This is a genomic window from Legionella massiliensis (assembly GCF_000756815.1).
In the GTDB taxonomy this organism is placed as follows: Bacteria; Pseudomonadota; Gammaproteobacteria; order Legionellales; family Legionellaceae; genus Tatlockia; species Tatlockia massiliensis.
The window spans coordinates 1110419-1126286 of record NZ_CCVW01000001.1 but is presented as its reverse complement, the minus strand read 5'-3'; the positions used below and the strand labels follow the sequence as shown (position 1 = coordinate 1126286).

Below are 15868 nucleotides of genomic sequence, written 5' to 3'. Positions count from 1 at the left end.
AAATGGATGAATCTCATATTAAAGAGTTACTAAAGATGAAAGGAGATTTTCTCTACCATAGAGAAGGTCAGGAACTGGAGTTCAAAGAGCAATTTAATTTAGCAGGATTAGCTGATTATTTTAGAGATTTTGCTGCTTTTGCTAATAACCGCGGTGGTTATTTGATTTTTGGTGTTAAAGATTCACCACGAATACCTAATGGTATGAATATTAATTCAATATCACAATTTAATAACATAGATCCTGAAAAGATAACCGGTTATTTACTGGAAATATTTTCTGCGGATATACGCTGGGAACAAACTATTATAGAACTTTATGGAAAGCAATTTGGCGTTTTTAAAATAGAAGAATGCACCAATAAACCTATAATTGCTAAAAAAGATGAAGGGAAAGACCATACAATTAAAAACGGTGAAATTTATTATCGTTATGGTGGAAGAACACAGAAAATACAATATGCGGAGCTTGAAAGCATAATAAGGAAAAGAATAGAAGCAAATAATCTAGCATGGATGGATTTAGTGAGTAAAATTGGTAAAGCTGGACCTGAAAATGCAGCAATACTGGATACTGAAAGAGGGTTAATTGAAAAAAATGATGCGCAAGTTTTAGTCATGGATGACCAATTAGCGTCTAAAATTTCTTTCATTAAAGAAGGCGAGTTTGTTGAAAAAAACGGTGAAAAAACTTTAAAACTTATTGGTGATGTATATCCTGTTGAACAAATTGAAGTTACCAAAAGAGTAAAAGAAAATTTGGTAAAGACATATCCCCTATCAGCAACAGATCTTGTATCACACATTAAAAAACGTCGTCCAGATGTTGCTCAAAATCAAATTTGGGAAATAATCAAAGAAAATAATATTAAATCAAATTCAGATTATTCTGCATATAACTTCAGAAATAAAAGACAAGAAGATGAATATATTAAAAGTCAAATTGTGCATAAAAATATACCAAGTATTTACAATTTAAAAGCTGTGGATTTTATCCTGAAATTATTAGAGCATAATTAATAGAGAGTCTCATGAATAAAAATATAGATAGCAACAAATCATTAACCAACCTAAAAAATCAATACCATGAACGTGGTTATATTGAGTTTCAGCCATTAGAAAGCCAACATGATTTTATAAGAGCAGGATTAATCTGGGGAGAAGTTGAAGGTAATCTAACACCGCGCATTATGTTAATTGCACTAGAGGACGGGAATTGGCAATATTCCAAAGAAGCTTTTTTAGATGATTTAGCCTATGAATTACTGGCAAATGTACCTGATGACTGGCCTGTTTTCGCCCATCTTTCAGATAGTCAAAATCAACGCTGCTTTGCTTTGTTTGGTCTTGATGGTACTGATGGGACCCACTCTGTAGATGAAATACCCGACCTTCATTTAATCAGAGAGTTTGAACGTTTAAATAAAAATACCACCCTGAAATGGTCCATGCAGATATACACTCGATTGATGCACAAATTAGATGCCTTTCATGAACAAGTTTATCAAACGGTTAAGGATAGAGTTTCTGATAAAAACGATATTATTGAAGAAGTAGCAAAGATTTTGTTTTTAGAAACATTCCGCATTCATCATGATGAAAGCCTCATATTTAATTTCGAGGGTGAGCAACTTAATTTTAGAGACGTATTTAATTACCAATATGTCGCAGATAATGGGGCTAAAGCGGTAGTGCAAATCCAAGCTGCTTTTGATGAATTTAAATCTCACGATGATTATGTCACTGTTAGTGATGATGGTCAGAGAAATGCCATTTTTGATAAAAACAGTCACTTAAGACTCTCTCAACCAGAAAATTTTCGTACTCTACTTGAAGCAATTCAAAACTTAGGCCCTGTGACGACTAATGAAGGAAAAATCATTAAAGAACAGGGAACATTGGGAGACGTCGCTGGTGATATGTTGGGACGAGTGTTTGATGTCTTTTTACGTGCCAATTTTGAATCTAAAGGTGGTCTTGGAGTTTACTTAACCCCAAACCCAGTGAAACAGGCCATGTTGGAAATGGCAATACATGACATTCAAAATGATCAGAAAACCCTGGAAGAACTGGTTGCAGGGGAATTTCGATTTGCCGATCCGACCTGTGGCTCTTTTGGTTTTGGCTCAGTAGCATTAAGTCGGATTGATGCGGTCATCGATAATATAGGTGGACTTTCTGATAATCAAAGAGAATCTTTAAAACAAAAAATGCGTGACGGCGGTTTTGTTGGCGCTGACTCAGCCCCCAGAATGGTCATGCTGGCTAGAGTCAATATGGCTTTACAAGGAGCACCTAAAGCGCAAATATTTTATACCGATAACTCATTAACAACCGATGCTCTAAAACCGAATAGTTTTAATTTAATCTGTACCAATCCTCCCTTCGGTACCCCTAAGTTTGGCAGTGATAAAAAAGGTAAAGAAGCTAAAGCTCAATATGAAAATAATATGAATCGTATTTTGCAAGGCTACAATCGCGATAATGGATCAAGTTGGCCCGGGTTTCGTACTGATTTAGTTGATGTTGGCACTGGGAACAAATCCAAATTTGAGTTACGCCCTACTTCTACAGGTCTTGCTATGGGCAGTAAACCAGACAGTAAAGGAAGCTGGAATCCTGTTAAAGGTGGTTCAATCGATCCTGCAGTTCTATTTATTGACCGCTGCTTACAACTGTTAAAGCCCGGTGGTCGTTTATTAATCGTATTACCTGATGGCGTATTGTGTAATTCAGGTGATCGTTATGTGCGCGAATACATCATGGGTAAAAAAGATGAAAAAACAGGGGAATTTGTTGGCGGAAAAGCGATTGTCAAAGCAGTGATTTCTTTGCCTTCCGATACCTTCAAGCTCTCAGGAACGGGCGCTAAGACGTCTATTTTATATTTGCAAAAACGAGCCGCTCGTGAAGATGATTCCAAACAATTCTTACCTGAACTACAAACCGATGTATTTATGGCTGTAGCCGATACTTTAGGGTATTTGGTAAAGAATAATATTGAAGATTATGCCGCTGGTGTGCCTAATGATTTGGATAAAATCATTGGTGCTTATAAAAAGGGGGCATGATGTTTGCTAAATTTTATGCTAATGACGAACTCATAGATATTTTATCTGCTTCTTCGTATGAACCACAACTGGTAGAAATTTGTAATAAATTAAAATCATGTGATGTGCTAAGCAATTATATCGAAGGAAAAGTGAAATTAGGAGTTACAGGCTCAATAGCCAAAGATTATGTTGAATTAGGCACTCCAAATGCCATTCCTTATATAACAACTAAGCAAGTAAACGACATTATCGCGTATATAAGTGGTTCTAAATACATAAATGGTTTAGCTGATAAAAAATGGGCTAAATGTAGAGTCAATAATGGTGATATTTTAATTAATAAAAGCGGCAATGTTGGTGCAGCTGCTATTCTGGATGCTTCACCATATCCATACGTGAACTCAGTTTCAGATATTATAAGTTTTAGCCTTAAAGAAAACTCAGGAATAGACAAAGCCTTTTTAGTAGTATTCTTAAATAGTTCTTATGGTCAAAGTCAACTTAAAAGATTAAGTGGTGGCGCTATATTTGATCATGTGAGCTTACATGCTATAGGCAAATTAAATGTAGTTATATATCAAAATAAAACCCAAAAATACATCGGCGATAAAGTCCGCCAAGCTGAACAGTTAAGGACTTGGGGAAAGAAAATTGAAAATAAGGTTAATCAATTTCACTTCCAACTAATTCCTGAACAAAACAAACTGAATTATGGAAAAAAAACCAGGTATGTAAAATCAAGTAATATGACAGAAAGATTTGATGCCCACTTTTATCCAGCAGTAGTTGAAGATTATTTGTCATCTTCGAACATAGAGTTTGATTCTTTGGATAACCTCTCAATAGAAGTATTTAATGGGCAAACACAAGACGAAACAACAGATTATAATAGTGCCAATCAAATTACTGTAGCTCACTTATCACCCGTATTTCTGAAAGGTAATCCTAGACAAGTTATAAAACCATCGAATAATTCTAGATATACTCAAAAACATGATTTACTCCTTTGTAACGCTGCCCATAATAAATCTTACATAGGTCGTGATATCACATACTGCCATACGAATAAGCCATTATTACCTTCTACAGAAGTAATGGTTATAAGAATACCTAACGAGCAAATCCCTGCTTCATTTGTGCGTTGTTATTTGCAAACAAAAATAGGCTATATTCAGATACAATCAACTATTAGAGGTATTTCTGCTCACAGCTACCCTACCGATGTAAAACAAATCAATATTCCTATCCCGAATATTCCAAGTCACTTGAAGCAAAAATGGTTTGCCTGTGATGAACAAATGCTAAAAGCAGGTATGGCAAATGAACTATCCACTCAACTTGTAGATATATCAAAATTTCTTGTAGAAGCTCTAATCGAAGGTCAAATCACAGAACAACAAATAATCGATGCTCAAAATGCGTTAGAAGCTGGAGATAACTCACTAGATAGAGACATTTTATCAAGGGTTACCGATAAGGGCTTTGATTTTGAGAGAAAATCTTTGTTTCACGATCTTGATAACCTCTATGACTTATTACAAGAAAGTCAGGAAGCATTTGAACAGAAGGATCATGAATGAATCTAGATACCTTGATAAAACCTTTAAATCAATTATTAACCCAAGGTGTTTGCCCTTTACAGGAAGGTGAATTACATGGCTTACTGGTAGGCTTGGCCCATCCAACCGTTGACAATTACCATTGGGTTTTAAGCCAGCGCTTGATCACGGTGCGCTCACAATTGCTTAATGATTACGAGTTGATTGCCGCAATTCTTGCCACGAATGAGACGATTAAACAAAGCTGGTGTCAAATCATGGCTGCGCGGTGTATGGAAGCTGGTCAATTAACTGATGAGAATGTATTAATTCATTTAATCACCGAATTAGGTGATGCGAGTGCTTGGATTGAAACATTCTATCCTCAGGCCAGTCTTGCCATGACGACTTTTACATCTCTTGAACGAACAATATTGGGAACAACAGCCGAACAAAATCAAGCAAGCTTAATTTTAGCCAGAGTTTTGCGGGCAGCATATCAGTTATCTCAATGGCAAAAGCAATCCTTAGATAAATTGCCAGGCGTCATTACCGATGGCAGTCGGCCTGATATTAATTGGTGCTCTGGGCGGACGATTGTTCAGCCAGGCTTATTTGTTGGTGATGGCGCTTGGCTTTTGAGTGATCAAACACTATCAAAAAAACATACCACTGAAGATACTCCAGGGAAAAATCATGCACTTAAAAATCTTGATTGGGTATTAAAAAATCCCTGGTGCTATTTATTGGCCCTCATTACATATGAGCAAAATGTCCTTCAAGTTGAAGGGAGTGGAGGATTATTATTAGAGTTGCCAGAAGGCCAATCACCCTACCATCCTGCTGAGATTCAGGTTTTAGTGCTAGGCAAAGAGAGTGATGAGCTCAGTTGCGGTTCTCTTGGGGCCTATATCTTAAGAATTTTAAATAGCCTTAATATGTCGCTTTATCCTGCGGGTTTGAAGCAACACGATTTAAATATCGCATTATCACCAGTAATTGCCACACTATTAGCTCACAAAGTCTGGCAGTACAGAGAAGGTATTGGTGGTGAACAGGGGCAGTATCAAATCCACCCCGATTTTTCTGATGTCTGTTATGGACGAAAAGGCCAACCAGCATTTTCCCGCTTTGCCAGACATTTGCGTTATGCAATACGATCTCAAGCTAATCAATGGCGTGATGAAATAAAATCACCAAAAACTGCTAAAATTAATGAAAAATCATTAGAGTTATCTCCAAGAATAAAGGCGAATTATGAGTAAAATTAGTCATACATCAATTGAGGATTATACTGCCAAGGCAGTGAAGGAGCACCGTTGGGCTGCAACCGGAGTTTCTGATTATCCACCTCGAGATCCTTTAGTTGGACAAAGTACTTTTTTTAACCGCTATAAAAATTTTATTCAAACCATTGATCATGAGGACGATCGTTTTGCTCATGTTTTTGCCGTTGAGGGGGAATGGGGAAAAGGTAAATCACGTTTAGGTTATGAATTAATCGCTCAAATCAATGATTGTTCTAAAGGCTGGTTTGTTCGTAATAAACAAGGCGGTTTGGAATCAGCACAACTTTTTGATGATGAACACCGACGCGATCAATACCTTTGTTTGTATATACGCTATTCTCAAGTAGCTTCAGAATATCAAAATTCAGATAATTGGTTTGCTTATGGGTTATATAAAGCCTTATTGCCTTTGGCAAGCAAAAAATTTGATCATTCCATCCAAAGTGAAATTGCCAAACAAGCGCTGAGGCGATTGGAACCCATGGGATTTGAGCACGAAGAATTGGCCAAAGCATTGGAACTGAGCCAACAACATAGCGATGAATCACTTTATTATGATGAAACACTGGCCACCAATCTGGTGCAGGCAGCTTATCAATATTTAAAACAATTTGGCATTCAATACGTACTGGTTGTCCTAGATGAATTAGAAACAGTTGCAGAAGCGGCTACTTTCGGACTTGAACGAGATGAAGCGAGCCAACTAGATGGACAAGCAATTCGTTTAATTGGTAAAGCAATTAAAGAAGAAGATCCCCGCCGAAAATTACCCTGGCTTCGTTATGTAGCCCTATGCTCCCCTCTTTTAGGTCAACAATTGCGAGAAATTCAATCGACTGCTCGTCGATTTGAATTAGTGGAACTTGAGCATAATGCCTTTTCTGACGTCTCTGATTATGTGGCTCAGCTCAAAGAGAATTCGAAACTTCGATTTGATTACCCTACTGGCCTGGTGGAAGCAGCCTATGCTATGAGTGGAGCCAATTTTGGCTGGTTTAATGTCATTATGGCTAATGTTGATGCTGTGCTAGAGACTTTTTCCAATGCCGGTAAAGCTATTCCCTCTACAGGTGAACTGTTTGATAGTGTTTTGGATGCATCCGGACGTGTGGCCAGACATGTACTCGATGCGGAAGCAATTGAAGGGATTAAAACCAATGACCGACAATTGCTGCAGTTAGCACGCACACTTTTATTTGGTCAACTGCCAATATCTTTAAATAATGCAGACGAACGAATTAATGAATTACTTCCTTTAGTCAATGAGTATGATGAACCTGTCGTCAGTCTCTATCGACTGGTCCAATGGTCCGAGAGCGATTGTCGATTGGCTTTGAGCGATGCCAAGTTTCAACGGGATAAAGATGAATGGTTTTATCCCAGTGTTGACCAAGGACTGAACCTAAAGACCTTGTTGCAAAATCTTAAAACCTTTGCTGTTGCGGAAAAAAATGCTGGTCCTGATGGGTTATTAATTCCGTTAATACGAAGCGATTTCAAACAATTGGTCGCTTTACTTTATGGTCATTCTGCGGCTGAATTTGCAGCTGATGCACTATGGGAAAAATTTATTGGCCAAGAACAGCAACTTTCAGAATCTGAAAGTACACATATTGGCCCTAGTGTTGCAATGTTATTACGCCTGGATTTGCGCTATCGCAGCCAACATCATAATTCAATGATCTTTCGCGATGCTATGATGGCCGACTATCATGAAGCAGCAATGAAAAATGCGGAGATAGAATGGTCAAAGAACCCTTTATCCCGAGCACAGGCAAGATTAACAGGATTGTTTCGCTTACTGGATAAACAATGGCAATATGATGAACCAGCATATCCAACACGAGACGGTCTTGCTATTCAGATAACACCACGAGGCCAAGGAAGAGGATTATTAGGAGGACTACAATTTTGTGATGGGCTGAAGCTGCACCCGAAAGGGTTAGCCTGGTTTGCCTGGGTTAACAATATACAAGAATTACAAAGCTTACATGCTTTAATAGCCAGAGTTCGTGAAGATGGTGAAGGTCGTATACCTGTCATGGCGTTTACAGGCTCGGTTGCGGTAAATGACTGGTATATAGCAAATGGAAATGAAAGCGATACACAACTGCATGATGATATTTTGATCTATCATTTGAACACTAGTGAAATTGATGTTTTAGAGCGTATCGGGTTACCTCAAAAACATTGCCTTCAATTTAATTTAAAGGAAGAAATTTTTACAACCAAATTCAAAGGACGATTGAATAGCATACGTGATTTTGCTTATCAACGTATTCACCAATGGCGACGGTCACTATCCTACCGAGGGTTGATAGCCTGGCCTTTACGTCCATCTGGAAAATTAAATCTGGATGAACGTCAACTTTTATTAAATACGTGGAAATTATTTGCAATCCAACAGCCAAAACTAGGTGGTTTGCACGCGCTCACACCAGAGCATCACATTGACGTTGAGGCATTGGTATCACTCTTTGGGCGTTTGTTAGTGGGAAGTAAAGCTCAAGCCCAAGGCTATAGCCGTCATGAACAGGCTGGGTTATTTACGGATCTTGAACAGCCAGCAAATGCGCAGGCTCACTTTCCTGCATTTTTGGCAAAAATTGCTAACCCAGCAAAACTCACAAAATGGACAATCGAAAAGGCCAGAAAAGAATGGTACTGGGGTTATTTGTGGTCTGGCGCCAGTAATGGTTTGAATGATAAGAATGTCTTTGATGACTGGATGTGGTGGTGCCGCGAGCTACATCTTTTAAAATTAGAAGATAACTCTACAAAGTCATCATGTTATATCAACATTTCTCGAGCTGAGCTTGATAATGCACTTACAGAAGCCAACAACTGGCTTGAAGGCACTGGTCCTGATGATTATCCTCAAGTAATAGCTACATTAGAACAGGTTTATGGTTTTACCAAAATTAGTGACTTATTTGCACCCAGGGGTAAGTCTCCTCAGGGAACACAGACTACTGAAGCATTGGATTGTTTAAAAGACGCTGATGAGTGCTTTTCAGCATTAAAAAATCAAGAAGAAAATTTAATCGGTAGCCTGGAAGATGCTCTTGAACAACTTCCTTTAATCATTAAGAGGCGATTAGCGATTATCGCTGATTTGAAAAAAGTTTATCCAAATCCCTTGCCTAGAGTAAGACTAGATAATCTACGTAATATTTCTTTAGAAGACAAAGAAGTTTCGTTATATGAACGTATTGAACGTGCGAGATTATTTGCGGAATTTGTTTCAACTGGCGCTAAAAATATCAATGAACGCGTAGACGCTTTATTAGAATATATTGAAAATGACCTCAAGGCAGCCTTTCCATTTCCACGCCGGTTATTCACCTTATCACTACAAACAATCAGTAATATTATTCAGGGCGCCCTTCAGGGGAGTCGAAACACAGCCACTCAAGAAAAGGAGGCTCAGGCAGGTTCTGAAACATTGCTGCATTATTTAAGATCTTTGCAATTAAACAAAGCGTCAGAAAGACTTTCCCTGTTAGCGGAAGAAGTCGGTTATGATTTGCCGAGTAATACGTTTAAAAAAATTGAGGATATCAGTAGATACATTTTAAAAACTTATCATCATTTTCTTGAACAATATAAAGATGTTAATGATACAGTATTGGATTTAGATGCTCGGATTAGAAAGGCTATCGCCAGCCTAGATGAGCAACTACCAGTTGATTATCCGGATAATGAGCATCCTCTCATATTATTGGAATTACAAAATCAACTTGCTCTGATTCATGAAAGCTTTGAAGGTATGGAAGATGAGATTGATTTAATTCGTCAGCGGTTTGTTGAGCAAACACATCGAGGTCAATTTTCTGCCATCACCAATGCACCAGAACAATTACTAGGTCCTATAAAAAGACAATTGAGTGGCTTGGGCGGAAAATTGAGGTCTTGTGAAAACGCACTTAATCGTTATCGCCAAGAGAAACTCAATCAGACAAATAGCCAACTTCGTCCGCTGATTAATCCATTGTTACGTGCGAAAGGACTCGAGGAAATAAAAGCCATATCAGAGGAAGATATTAAAGACTTGTCCTTACATGATTTAAACATTGGCTTAGATATTTATTTGCAACAATGGAAATCACAAGCTCAAGAAGCACTTTCGGGTACATCAGTTTTATTAGAGCGCTGGTGTCAAATTGCCGAGGGTTTATTAAAAAATCAGAGTCCCCAACTGTCAGATGATGAACAAAAGTTACTCGTAAACGAAGGTATTTTAAAAATACAGTTAACTTTTGGAGGCAATGTATGAACCTCTATTTAGAGCCTGAATTAAGCCAACATCGACATGGCCGATTTTTTCAATCTCAACTAAACGCCCTAATATTTGAAGAGCTTCCTCATAGTGGAATGGTATTAATTCATGGTAATCAATTTCAAGAATTAGAAGACAATCAAAAATTAAATTGGTGGCGTTGGGCCTCCCAACCCGCGTGTTGTTTGCTACTAATTCCTCCTTTTAATCCAGGCAAGATATACTCATCCTTAGATTGGAGAATTTCTTTTCTAGAAACAGTCGTAGATCTTGCTGATATCAATTGTTTCAAAACTCTTTATTCCCAAATCGTTCCTGAGGTTGCCACACGAATTGACGGGATGGATGGTGAGACTGATCGACAACTAGGATATCAATGGAAAAATCTGACCATTAATACTCGCTATTTTAAAACACATTCAGGTAGTGGTGTATTTTCCGCAACTTGTTTGCCTTTGTGGTCTATTTCATTATTGAATCACACTGATGAAGTGACTGACTGGCTTTTACAATTGCTTAGGTTAGCTGGCAAACCAGGAACTCAACCTCATAAAATATCAGATGAACATCAACCATCTCTTGAAAAGACTGATTTTGGTTTAATGGTTTGTATAGATGCCCTTAACCTACAAAATAGAGAAGAAATTATTCATTTATTAAAACAAAATCGAATGGGTATCTTTTCCTTTAGTGACCAGGAGATTGACACTGGCTTTGAACGATTAGAACAAGCAGGCTTTTTAAGCAGCAATGGTTTATCTGATAAAGGAATCAACGCATTACAGCAATCCCCATACTGGATTTATACTGAACGACTAAAAGAGGAATGGTCAAATGAGAGAAGCTAGTCTGGCGCAAACATTAGCTGTAGAGAGTCAAATTAGATTACCAGGCAGTGCTGGCCGTCTTTTAAAACAAATTAGAGATATAGAGTCTGTAGCGCCCTTATTTCGTGAAGCCGGGTTGATAAAACCAGTAAATAGACCCGCGCAAATGAATTTGTCGTTAACTGGAATTGCAACAAAGTATTGCATCAAAAAAGCATTAGGTGGATTTATTTATTCTTCAGCAGCAGTCAGAACAGACATGCTGATTGCAGACAATAAAGTGAGCACTCAAGGAAGTGATTCAGTGGCAGAGCTAGATGATATTGACATTGAAGCACAAACCAAAAGACTGGAATTAATTGCAATCAGGCAATCTTATGAATTGATTGAACGAACACTCAAGAAAGAAGAGGTGCCACAACTAATAATCATAGACACCCCTTTGTTTTTAGAAAGGGAGATGGCACCACTTAGCCATCATCTTCAACATGTTGCTGAATATGCAAAAACTCTTTCTGTTATAAGAAAGTTTTGGGAGCAATATAGAAATAGCCTTTTTCCATGGAATAAGAATGGTCCTGTTCTTGTGAGTATCATGGCACAACGATTTAGCGCCATTGTCAATATAGCGTATCAGGATTTAAGGACGGAAGAAGGTCGTAAGCATTTGTTATTGTCTGATGGTTTTAAAGCAGAAAAGGCAACTTCTTTAATTGGGATAGAGACTAAACTTAAAGGAATTGGGGACTATCGATTCATTAAAGGGATATTAGGATCATTTAACCGTACCATTGCATTTCGAATAACTGAAAAACATACACGCATTGAACCAGTCGAAATCGTTTCTGAGGGGTTGATTGGGTTTCATTTTAAAGGGGGGAACCAGGGTGAAATTCAGATGATACAAATGGCAGGTGAAGAAACCGATTGGGATTCTGTAGCATTAGATAATGTTGCGTGGAAGCTAATGATTCTTGATATGCAAAGCCATCATAAGAGCGTACCCCTACCCCAAATACTTGGTTTGCAGCAATTAAAAATGCTAGAACAATTTACCGATTATTATCGCAATACACTGGTTTCAGAAATGAAGAAAAATGAAGTAGAAGATATATGGCTATCTGGATTATTTGAGGATGAATAAAATATGAAACATAAAGTATTAGGTAAATTGGTAGGTAATACAGGCGAAGCCTCAAAACTTACCATGATTATAGAGGATTCATTCTCAGTCCGACGGGGCGAGTTTGTTCGTATCATGCATAAAGAGAGACAAGATGAACAAGCAGTCCCGGTTTTAGGTCGCATCATGAAAATTCATCGGTCCAATATGCTCTATAATTCTGGATTTGGAGATGCAGTGACCGAACTGGAATTATTGCCTGGTGCCAATGTAACCGGGGAGCATTTATATGCAAATCTTGAATTAGTTGGCTACCGTGATCCTGCAACTAGACAGATTAAAATTCCAAGAAGGCCATTAGATCCTGGTGCTAAAGTTGAAACCGTTGATTTTCAATTTCTATCTGATTTCTATGAGTTTAATGAGCACACAAGCCTTCATATAGGAAATTTAATAGGTTATGAGCGTGGTGAAAATACCGTTCCAGTTTTTTTAGATGTAAACAAACTGGTAACAGAACATATGGCAATTTTGGCTATGACGGGTTCAGGTAAGTCTTACACCGTTGGTAGAATTATTGAACGCTTGGTCGCTATTAATAATGGTACAGTCGTGGTATTTGACCCTCATGGGGAATACGGTAAAGCTCTTGCAAAAGGTAAATTGCATTTTAATAATAACTTTAATGATGTTGAAGATGTTCGCGACCAAAAAACGTTACCTGAAATTAAAGCAATGATGGAGCGTCTTCATAGTTCAGGAGCGGGAATACAGATTTATACACCTCAGCATGAATCCTTCAAGTATAAGTATGCAAATAAAAACAATCCTTTAGCCCTGCAATTTGATCGATTCGAAATGGATGATATTTCAGAAATTTTACCTGGGCTGACAGAACCTCAACAACGTGTTCTTGATGTAGCGATTCGTTATTGGAGAACACATGATAAGACAGAACCAAGAGATATTAATAGACTCAGATTTTTTCTTGGCGATGGCATTGAGGAAATCAGAGCATGGGATGACCTGTCAGAGGCCGAAGCTAAAGCACTAAATGGACGCAGCGCTGCTGTAGCATCAATGAAATTAAGCCGAATTTTAAATGAAGCTCAGAGCTTTTACTCTGCAACTATGAAAGAACCAACTGATATTTACCAAATGGTAGGTCGTCCTTCAAATCGTAAAGGTCGTCTTGTAGTCATAGATCTTCAAGGCCTAAGTGATACAGCAAAACAGGTAGTTTGTGGTTTGCTAAGTAGTGAAATACTCAGAGCAGCTTCTAGCAAAACAGATCCTTTACGCCCCTGTTTTCTTGTATATGAAGAGGGACATAATTTTGCACCAGCCGGTGGCAATGCCGTTAGCCACAGAATCATTAAGAAAATTGCTGGTGAGGGCCGTAAATTTGGTGTTGGATTTGGCATTGTAAGCCAAAGACCATCTAAGCTTGATTCTGATGTAACCTCCCAATGCAATACGTTGATTACCATGAGATTAAAAAATCCTGATGATCAGCGATTTATTGCAAAAGCATCTGATATGGTGAGTAAAGCTGATTTAGACGAATTACCAAGCTTATCAACTGGTGAAGCATTAATTTGTGGTCGTTCTATTCCTGCACCGTTATTAGTCAAGATTGGAACAAAAGCACTGGTTCATGGGGGCGAATCACCAGAGGTATTGAAAATATGGGATAGTTTCAGTGAGTAACTTAATTCAGAAAATTCAAAATAAGCTTGACAGTGATTTTATTGAAAACGCTTTTCCAGTGCTGCTACATCATGGAGTTAAAGATGAGCATGTCTACGTGCACAGCATTGGTTGTAGCTTATGGAATACCCTTGGACACGAATTTGATTATATGGCAGTAGTTGAAGGCCCTGCTCCAAGTGCAGCTGGAAATGATATTCGTTCTGACTCCGTCTGGTTTGACAAAAAAACTGTTACACCAAAAGTCTTGATCGAATATGAACGATTTGACGGTACCTATAAAGGAAAGCGTAAATTACTAGAAAAATTAATTAATCTTATAGATGCGGCAGCTCGGTGGCAAAGCAGCACTGAATTACTAGTGCTCTCATTTTGGAGTCAAGATTTGGTTTCCTTACCCGACTTTAATGAGTTGGAGCAAGTTTTTCAAAATGGAGCTCTAAATAATAAAGGCGCATTTATACAGGTGCCTAACAATTGCCAACTATTAATTAATCGTATGATGTTTATAAAAGGTTCTGATGGTCTGTTACGACTTAAGAATATGACATATAGGTGCATAAAGTGAAAATAAATTCAGCTCATTTTTTACCAGGAAGAGATAAACAATTAGGTAATAAATATTTATTACTTGATTGTTTAGGTGACGGTAGTCATGGTTGGGTTTGGCGAGCAGAACGCCTTTCAGATAATTTAATTGTGGCGGTGAAAATACCAAAAAATATCACCTTGTCTGATCGGTCCCTAGCTGAAGGGAAAGAACTAATTGGCATTAAACCTCATCCTAATGTTATCCAGATATATGATATGGGACGAGTTCCCCCAGAAAAAGAATGGTATGCTATAGAAATGGAATATTTCCCCAGCGAGAGCCTGGCCCAAAAGCTTGAACAACGCAGTCATCATTTTGGAAATACCTATCAAAGACTTTTTAATATATACACCCAGGTATTAGATGCAGTTGAATTTCTTTCGCAGTTAGATCGCCCGATATCTCATGGAGATATAAAACCTCATAATATTCTAATTGGCCAAGGCCAGTTAGTTAAATTAACAGATTTTGGAAGCTCGGCACTACCAGAAGAAATATATGTTCGCACAAGAGAAAATGGCGGTACGGTTCTGTATTCTGCACCGGAATTTTGTGATTGCGTTAGTCGAAAAGGTAATTTTGCGGAATTATTAGCCGGCGACATTTATAGCTTGGGTGTTTTATTATATCAATTAATGACGGGTGAATTACCACATGATACACAAGCACAAGTATTAAGATATGATCCTTTTAGAAAACCTAGTGAAATTAATCATTCAATCAGTAAAGAACTGGATCAGGTAATCTTACGTTGCCTGGAAAAGGAGCCAACAAATCGTTTTCAATCAATAGAAGAACTAAAAATTGCATTTACTAGCGCTGTTGAAATTCAAAATAAACAAAATAGTATTATGCATCTTGCTCCCGCAAATAACATGTCACTTCGAGATTGGACTACCGACGTTGTAGCATCGCTTGAGAAAGCAGATTACCTTAAAGCAGCCAATATAGCAGGAAATCAATATTTCAAGACCAAGGAAAAACTGGCCCTATTGCAACAGCTAAATGCATTATATCGTGCTGAACGATGGTTTGATTTTGCGAAAGTAGTAGATAAATTAGATCAAGATGAGCTTGAATCTAAAGATCAATCGACTACACATATTCGTGAGTTAACGATAAAGGTATTCATGAAATTAAGGCGTCTTGATAGTGCTACCCACATACTAAATATTTCAAAACATTGTAATGATGAATCCTTAGATTTAGCGATTTGCGAAGCATCAATAGATGCTATGGAGGCCAGATATGATGATGCTAGAAAAAAACTTGAAACAATTAATAAACGGAACCCTAGGTTGATTGATGTACTTTCTCGACTCATCTTAGTTTGTGAACAAAGTCGAGATTACAACTCAGCTTCAGGTTATTTGAGAGCTGCCTTAAAAATTGCAAATGGAGATGAGAAGTTAGCACGCAAACGCCATCATTATGAATTACTTGGATTATTTTAATATG

At 37.8% G+C, this 15868-nt stretch carries 10 protein-coding genes; all 10 read left to right on the top strand.

What is annotated here, in order from left to right; genetic code table 11:
• The first annotated feature begins 2 nt into the window (after positions 1 to 2).
• Genes BN1094_RS04795 through BN1094_RS04750 form a run of 10 tightly spaced genes read left to right on the top strand, consistent with a single transcriptional unit; the run spans position 3 to position 15864 of the window.
• Positions 3 to 1019, top strand: a complete 1017-nt coding sequence (locus BN1094_RS04795) for an ATP-binding protein (protein ID WP_043873183.1) — start codon at positions 3 to 5, stop codon at positions 1017 to 1019.
• Positions 1020 to 1030: 11 nt separating this feature from the next.
• The gene (locus tag BN1094_RS04790) at positions 1031 to 3070 is read left to right on the top strand and encodes an HsdM family class I SAM-dependent methyltransferase (RefSeq protein WP_043873182.1); all 2040 of its coding nucleotides are present in this window, start codon (positions 1031 to 1033) and stop codon (positions 3068 to 3070) included.
• Positions 3067 to 4632: a restriction endonuclease subunit S gene (locus BN1094_RS04785; protein ID WP_081935000.1), complete on the top strand. Its 1566-nt coding sequence runs from the start codon at positions 3067 to 3069 to the stop codon at positions 4630 to 4632. Before BN1094_RS04790 ends, BN1094_RS04785 begins: the two co-directional genes overlap by 4 nt.
• Positions 4629 to 5855 carry a hypothetical protein gene (locus tag BN1094_RS04780; protein ID WP_043873181.1) on the top strand — a complete coding sequence of 409 codons (1227 nt, stop codon included), beginning with the start codon at positions 4629 to 4631 and terminating at the stop codon, positions 5853 to 5855. The genes BN1094_RS04785 and BN1094_RS04780 overlap by 4 nt, the downstream gene beginning before the upstream one ends.
• Positions 5848 to 10155 (top strand): hypothetical protein, encoded by a 4308-nt coding sequence (locus BN1094_RS04775; RefSeq protein ID WP_043873180.1) that lies wholly within the window; start codon positions 5848 to 5850, stop codon positions 10153 to 10155. Before BN1094_RS04780 ends, BN1094_RS04775 begins: the two co-directional genes overlap by 8 nt.
• Entirely contained in the window at positions 10152 to 11006 is an 855-nt protein-coding gene (locus BN1094_RS04770; protein ID WP_043873179.1) for a hypothetical protein, read from the top strand. The genes BN1094_RS04775 and BN1094_RS04770 overlap by 4 nt, the downstream gene beginning before the upstream one ends.
• On the top strand, positions 10993 to 12129 hold the full coding sequence (locus BN1094_RS04765; RefSeq protein ID WP_043873178.1) for a hypothetical protein: 1137 nt from the start codon (positions 10993 to 10995) through the stop codon (positions 12127 to 12129). The genes BN1094_RS04770 and BN1094_RS04765 overlap by 14 nt, the downstream gene beginning before the upstream one ends.
• Positions 12130 to 12132: 3 nt before the next feature.
• Complete coding sequence (locus BN1094_RS04760) at positions 12133 to 13818, top strand: ATP-binding protein (protein WP_043873177.1); 1686 nt, start codon at positions 12133 to 12135, stop codon at positions 13816 to 13818.
• On the top strand, positions 13811 to 14386 hold the full coding sequence (locus BN1094_RS04755) for a hypothetical protein (RefSeq protein WP_052403137.1): 576 nt from the start codon (positions 13811 to 13813) through the stop codon (positions 14384 to 14386). Before BN1094_RS04760 ends, BN1094_RS04755 begins: the two co-directional genes overlap by 8 nt.
• Positions 14383 to 15864: a serine/threonine-protein kinase gene (locus BN1094_RS04750; protein WP_043873176.1), complete on the top strand. Its 1482-nt coding sequence runs from the start codon at positions 14383 to 14385 to the stop codon at positions 15862 to 15864. The genes BN1094_RS04755 and BN1094_RS04750 overlap by 4 nt, the downstream gene beginning before the upstream one ends.
• Positions 15865 to 15868: the final 4 nt, after the last annotated feature.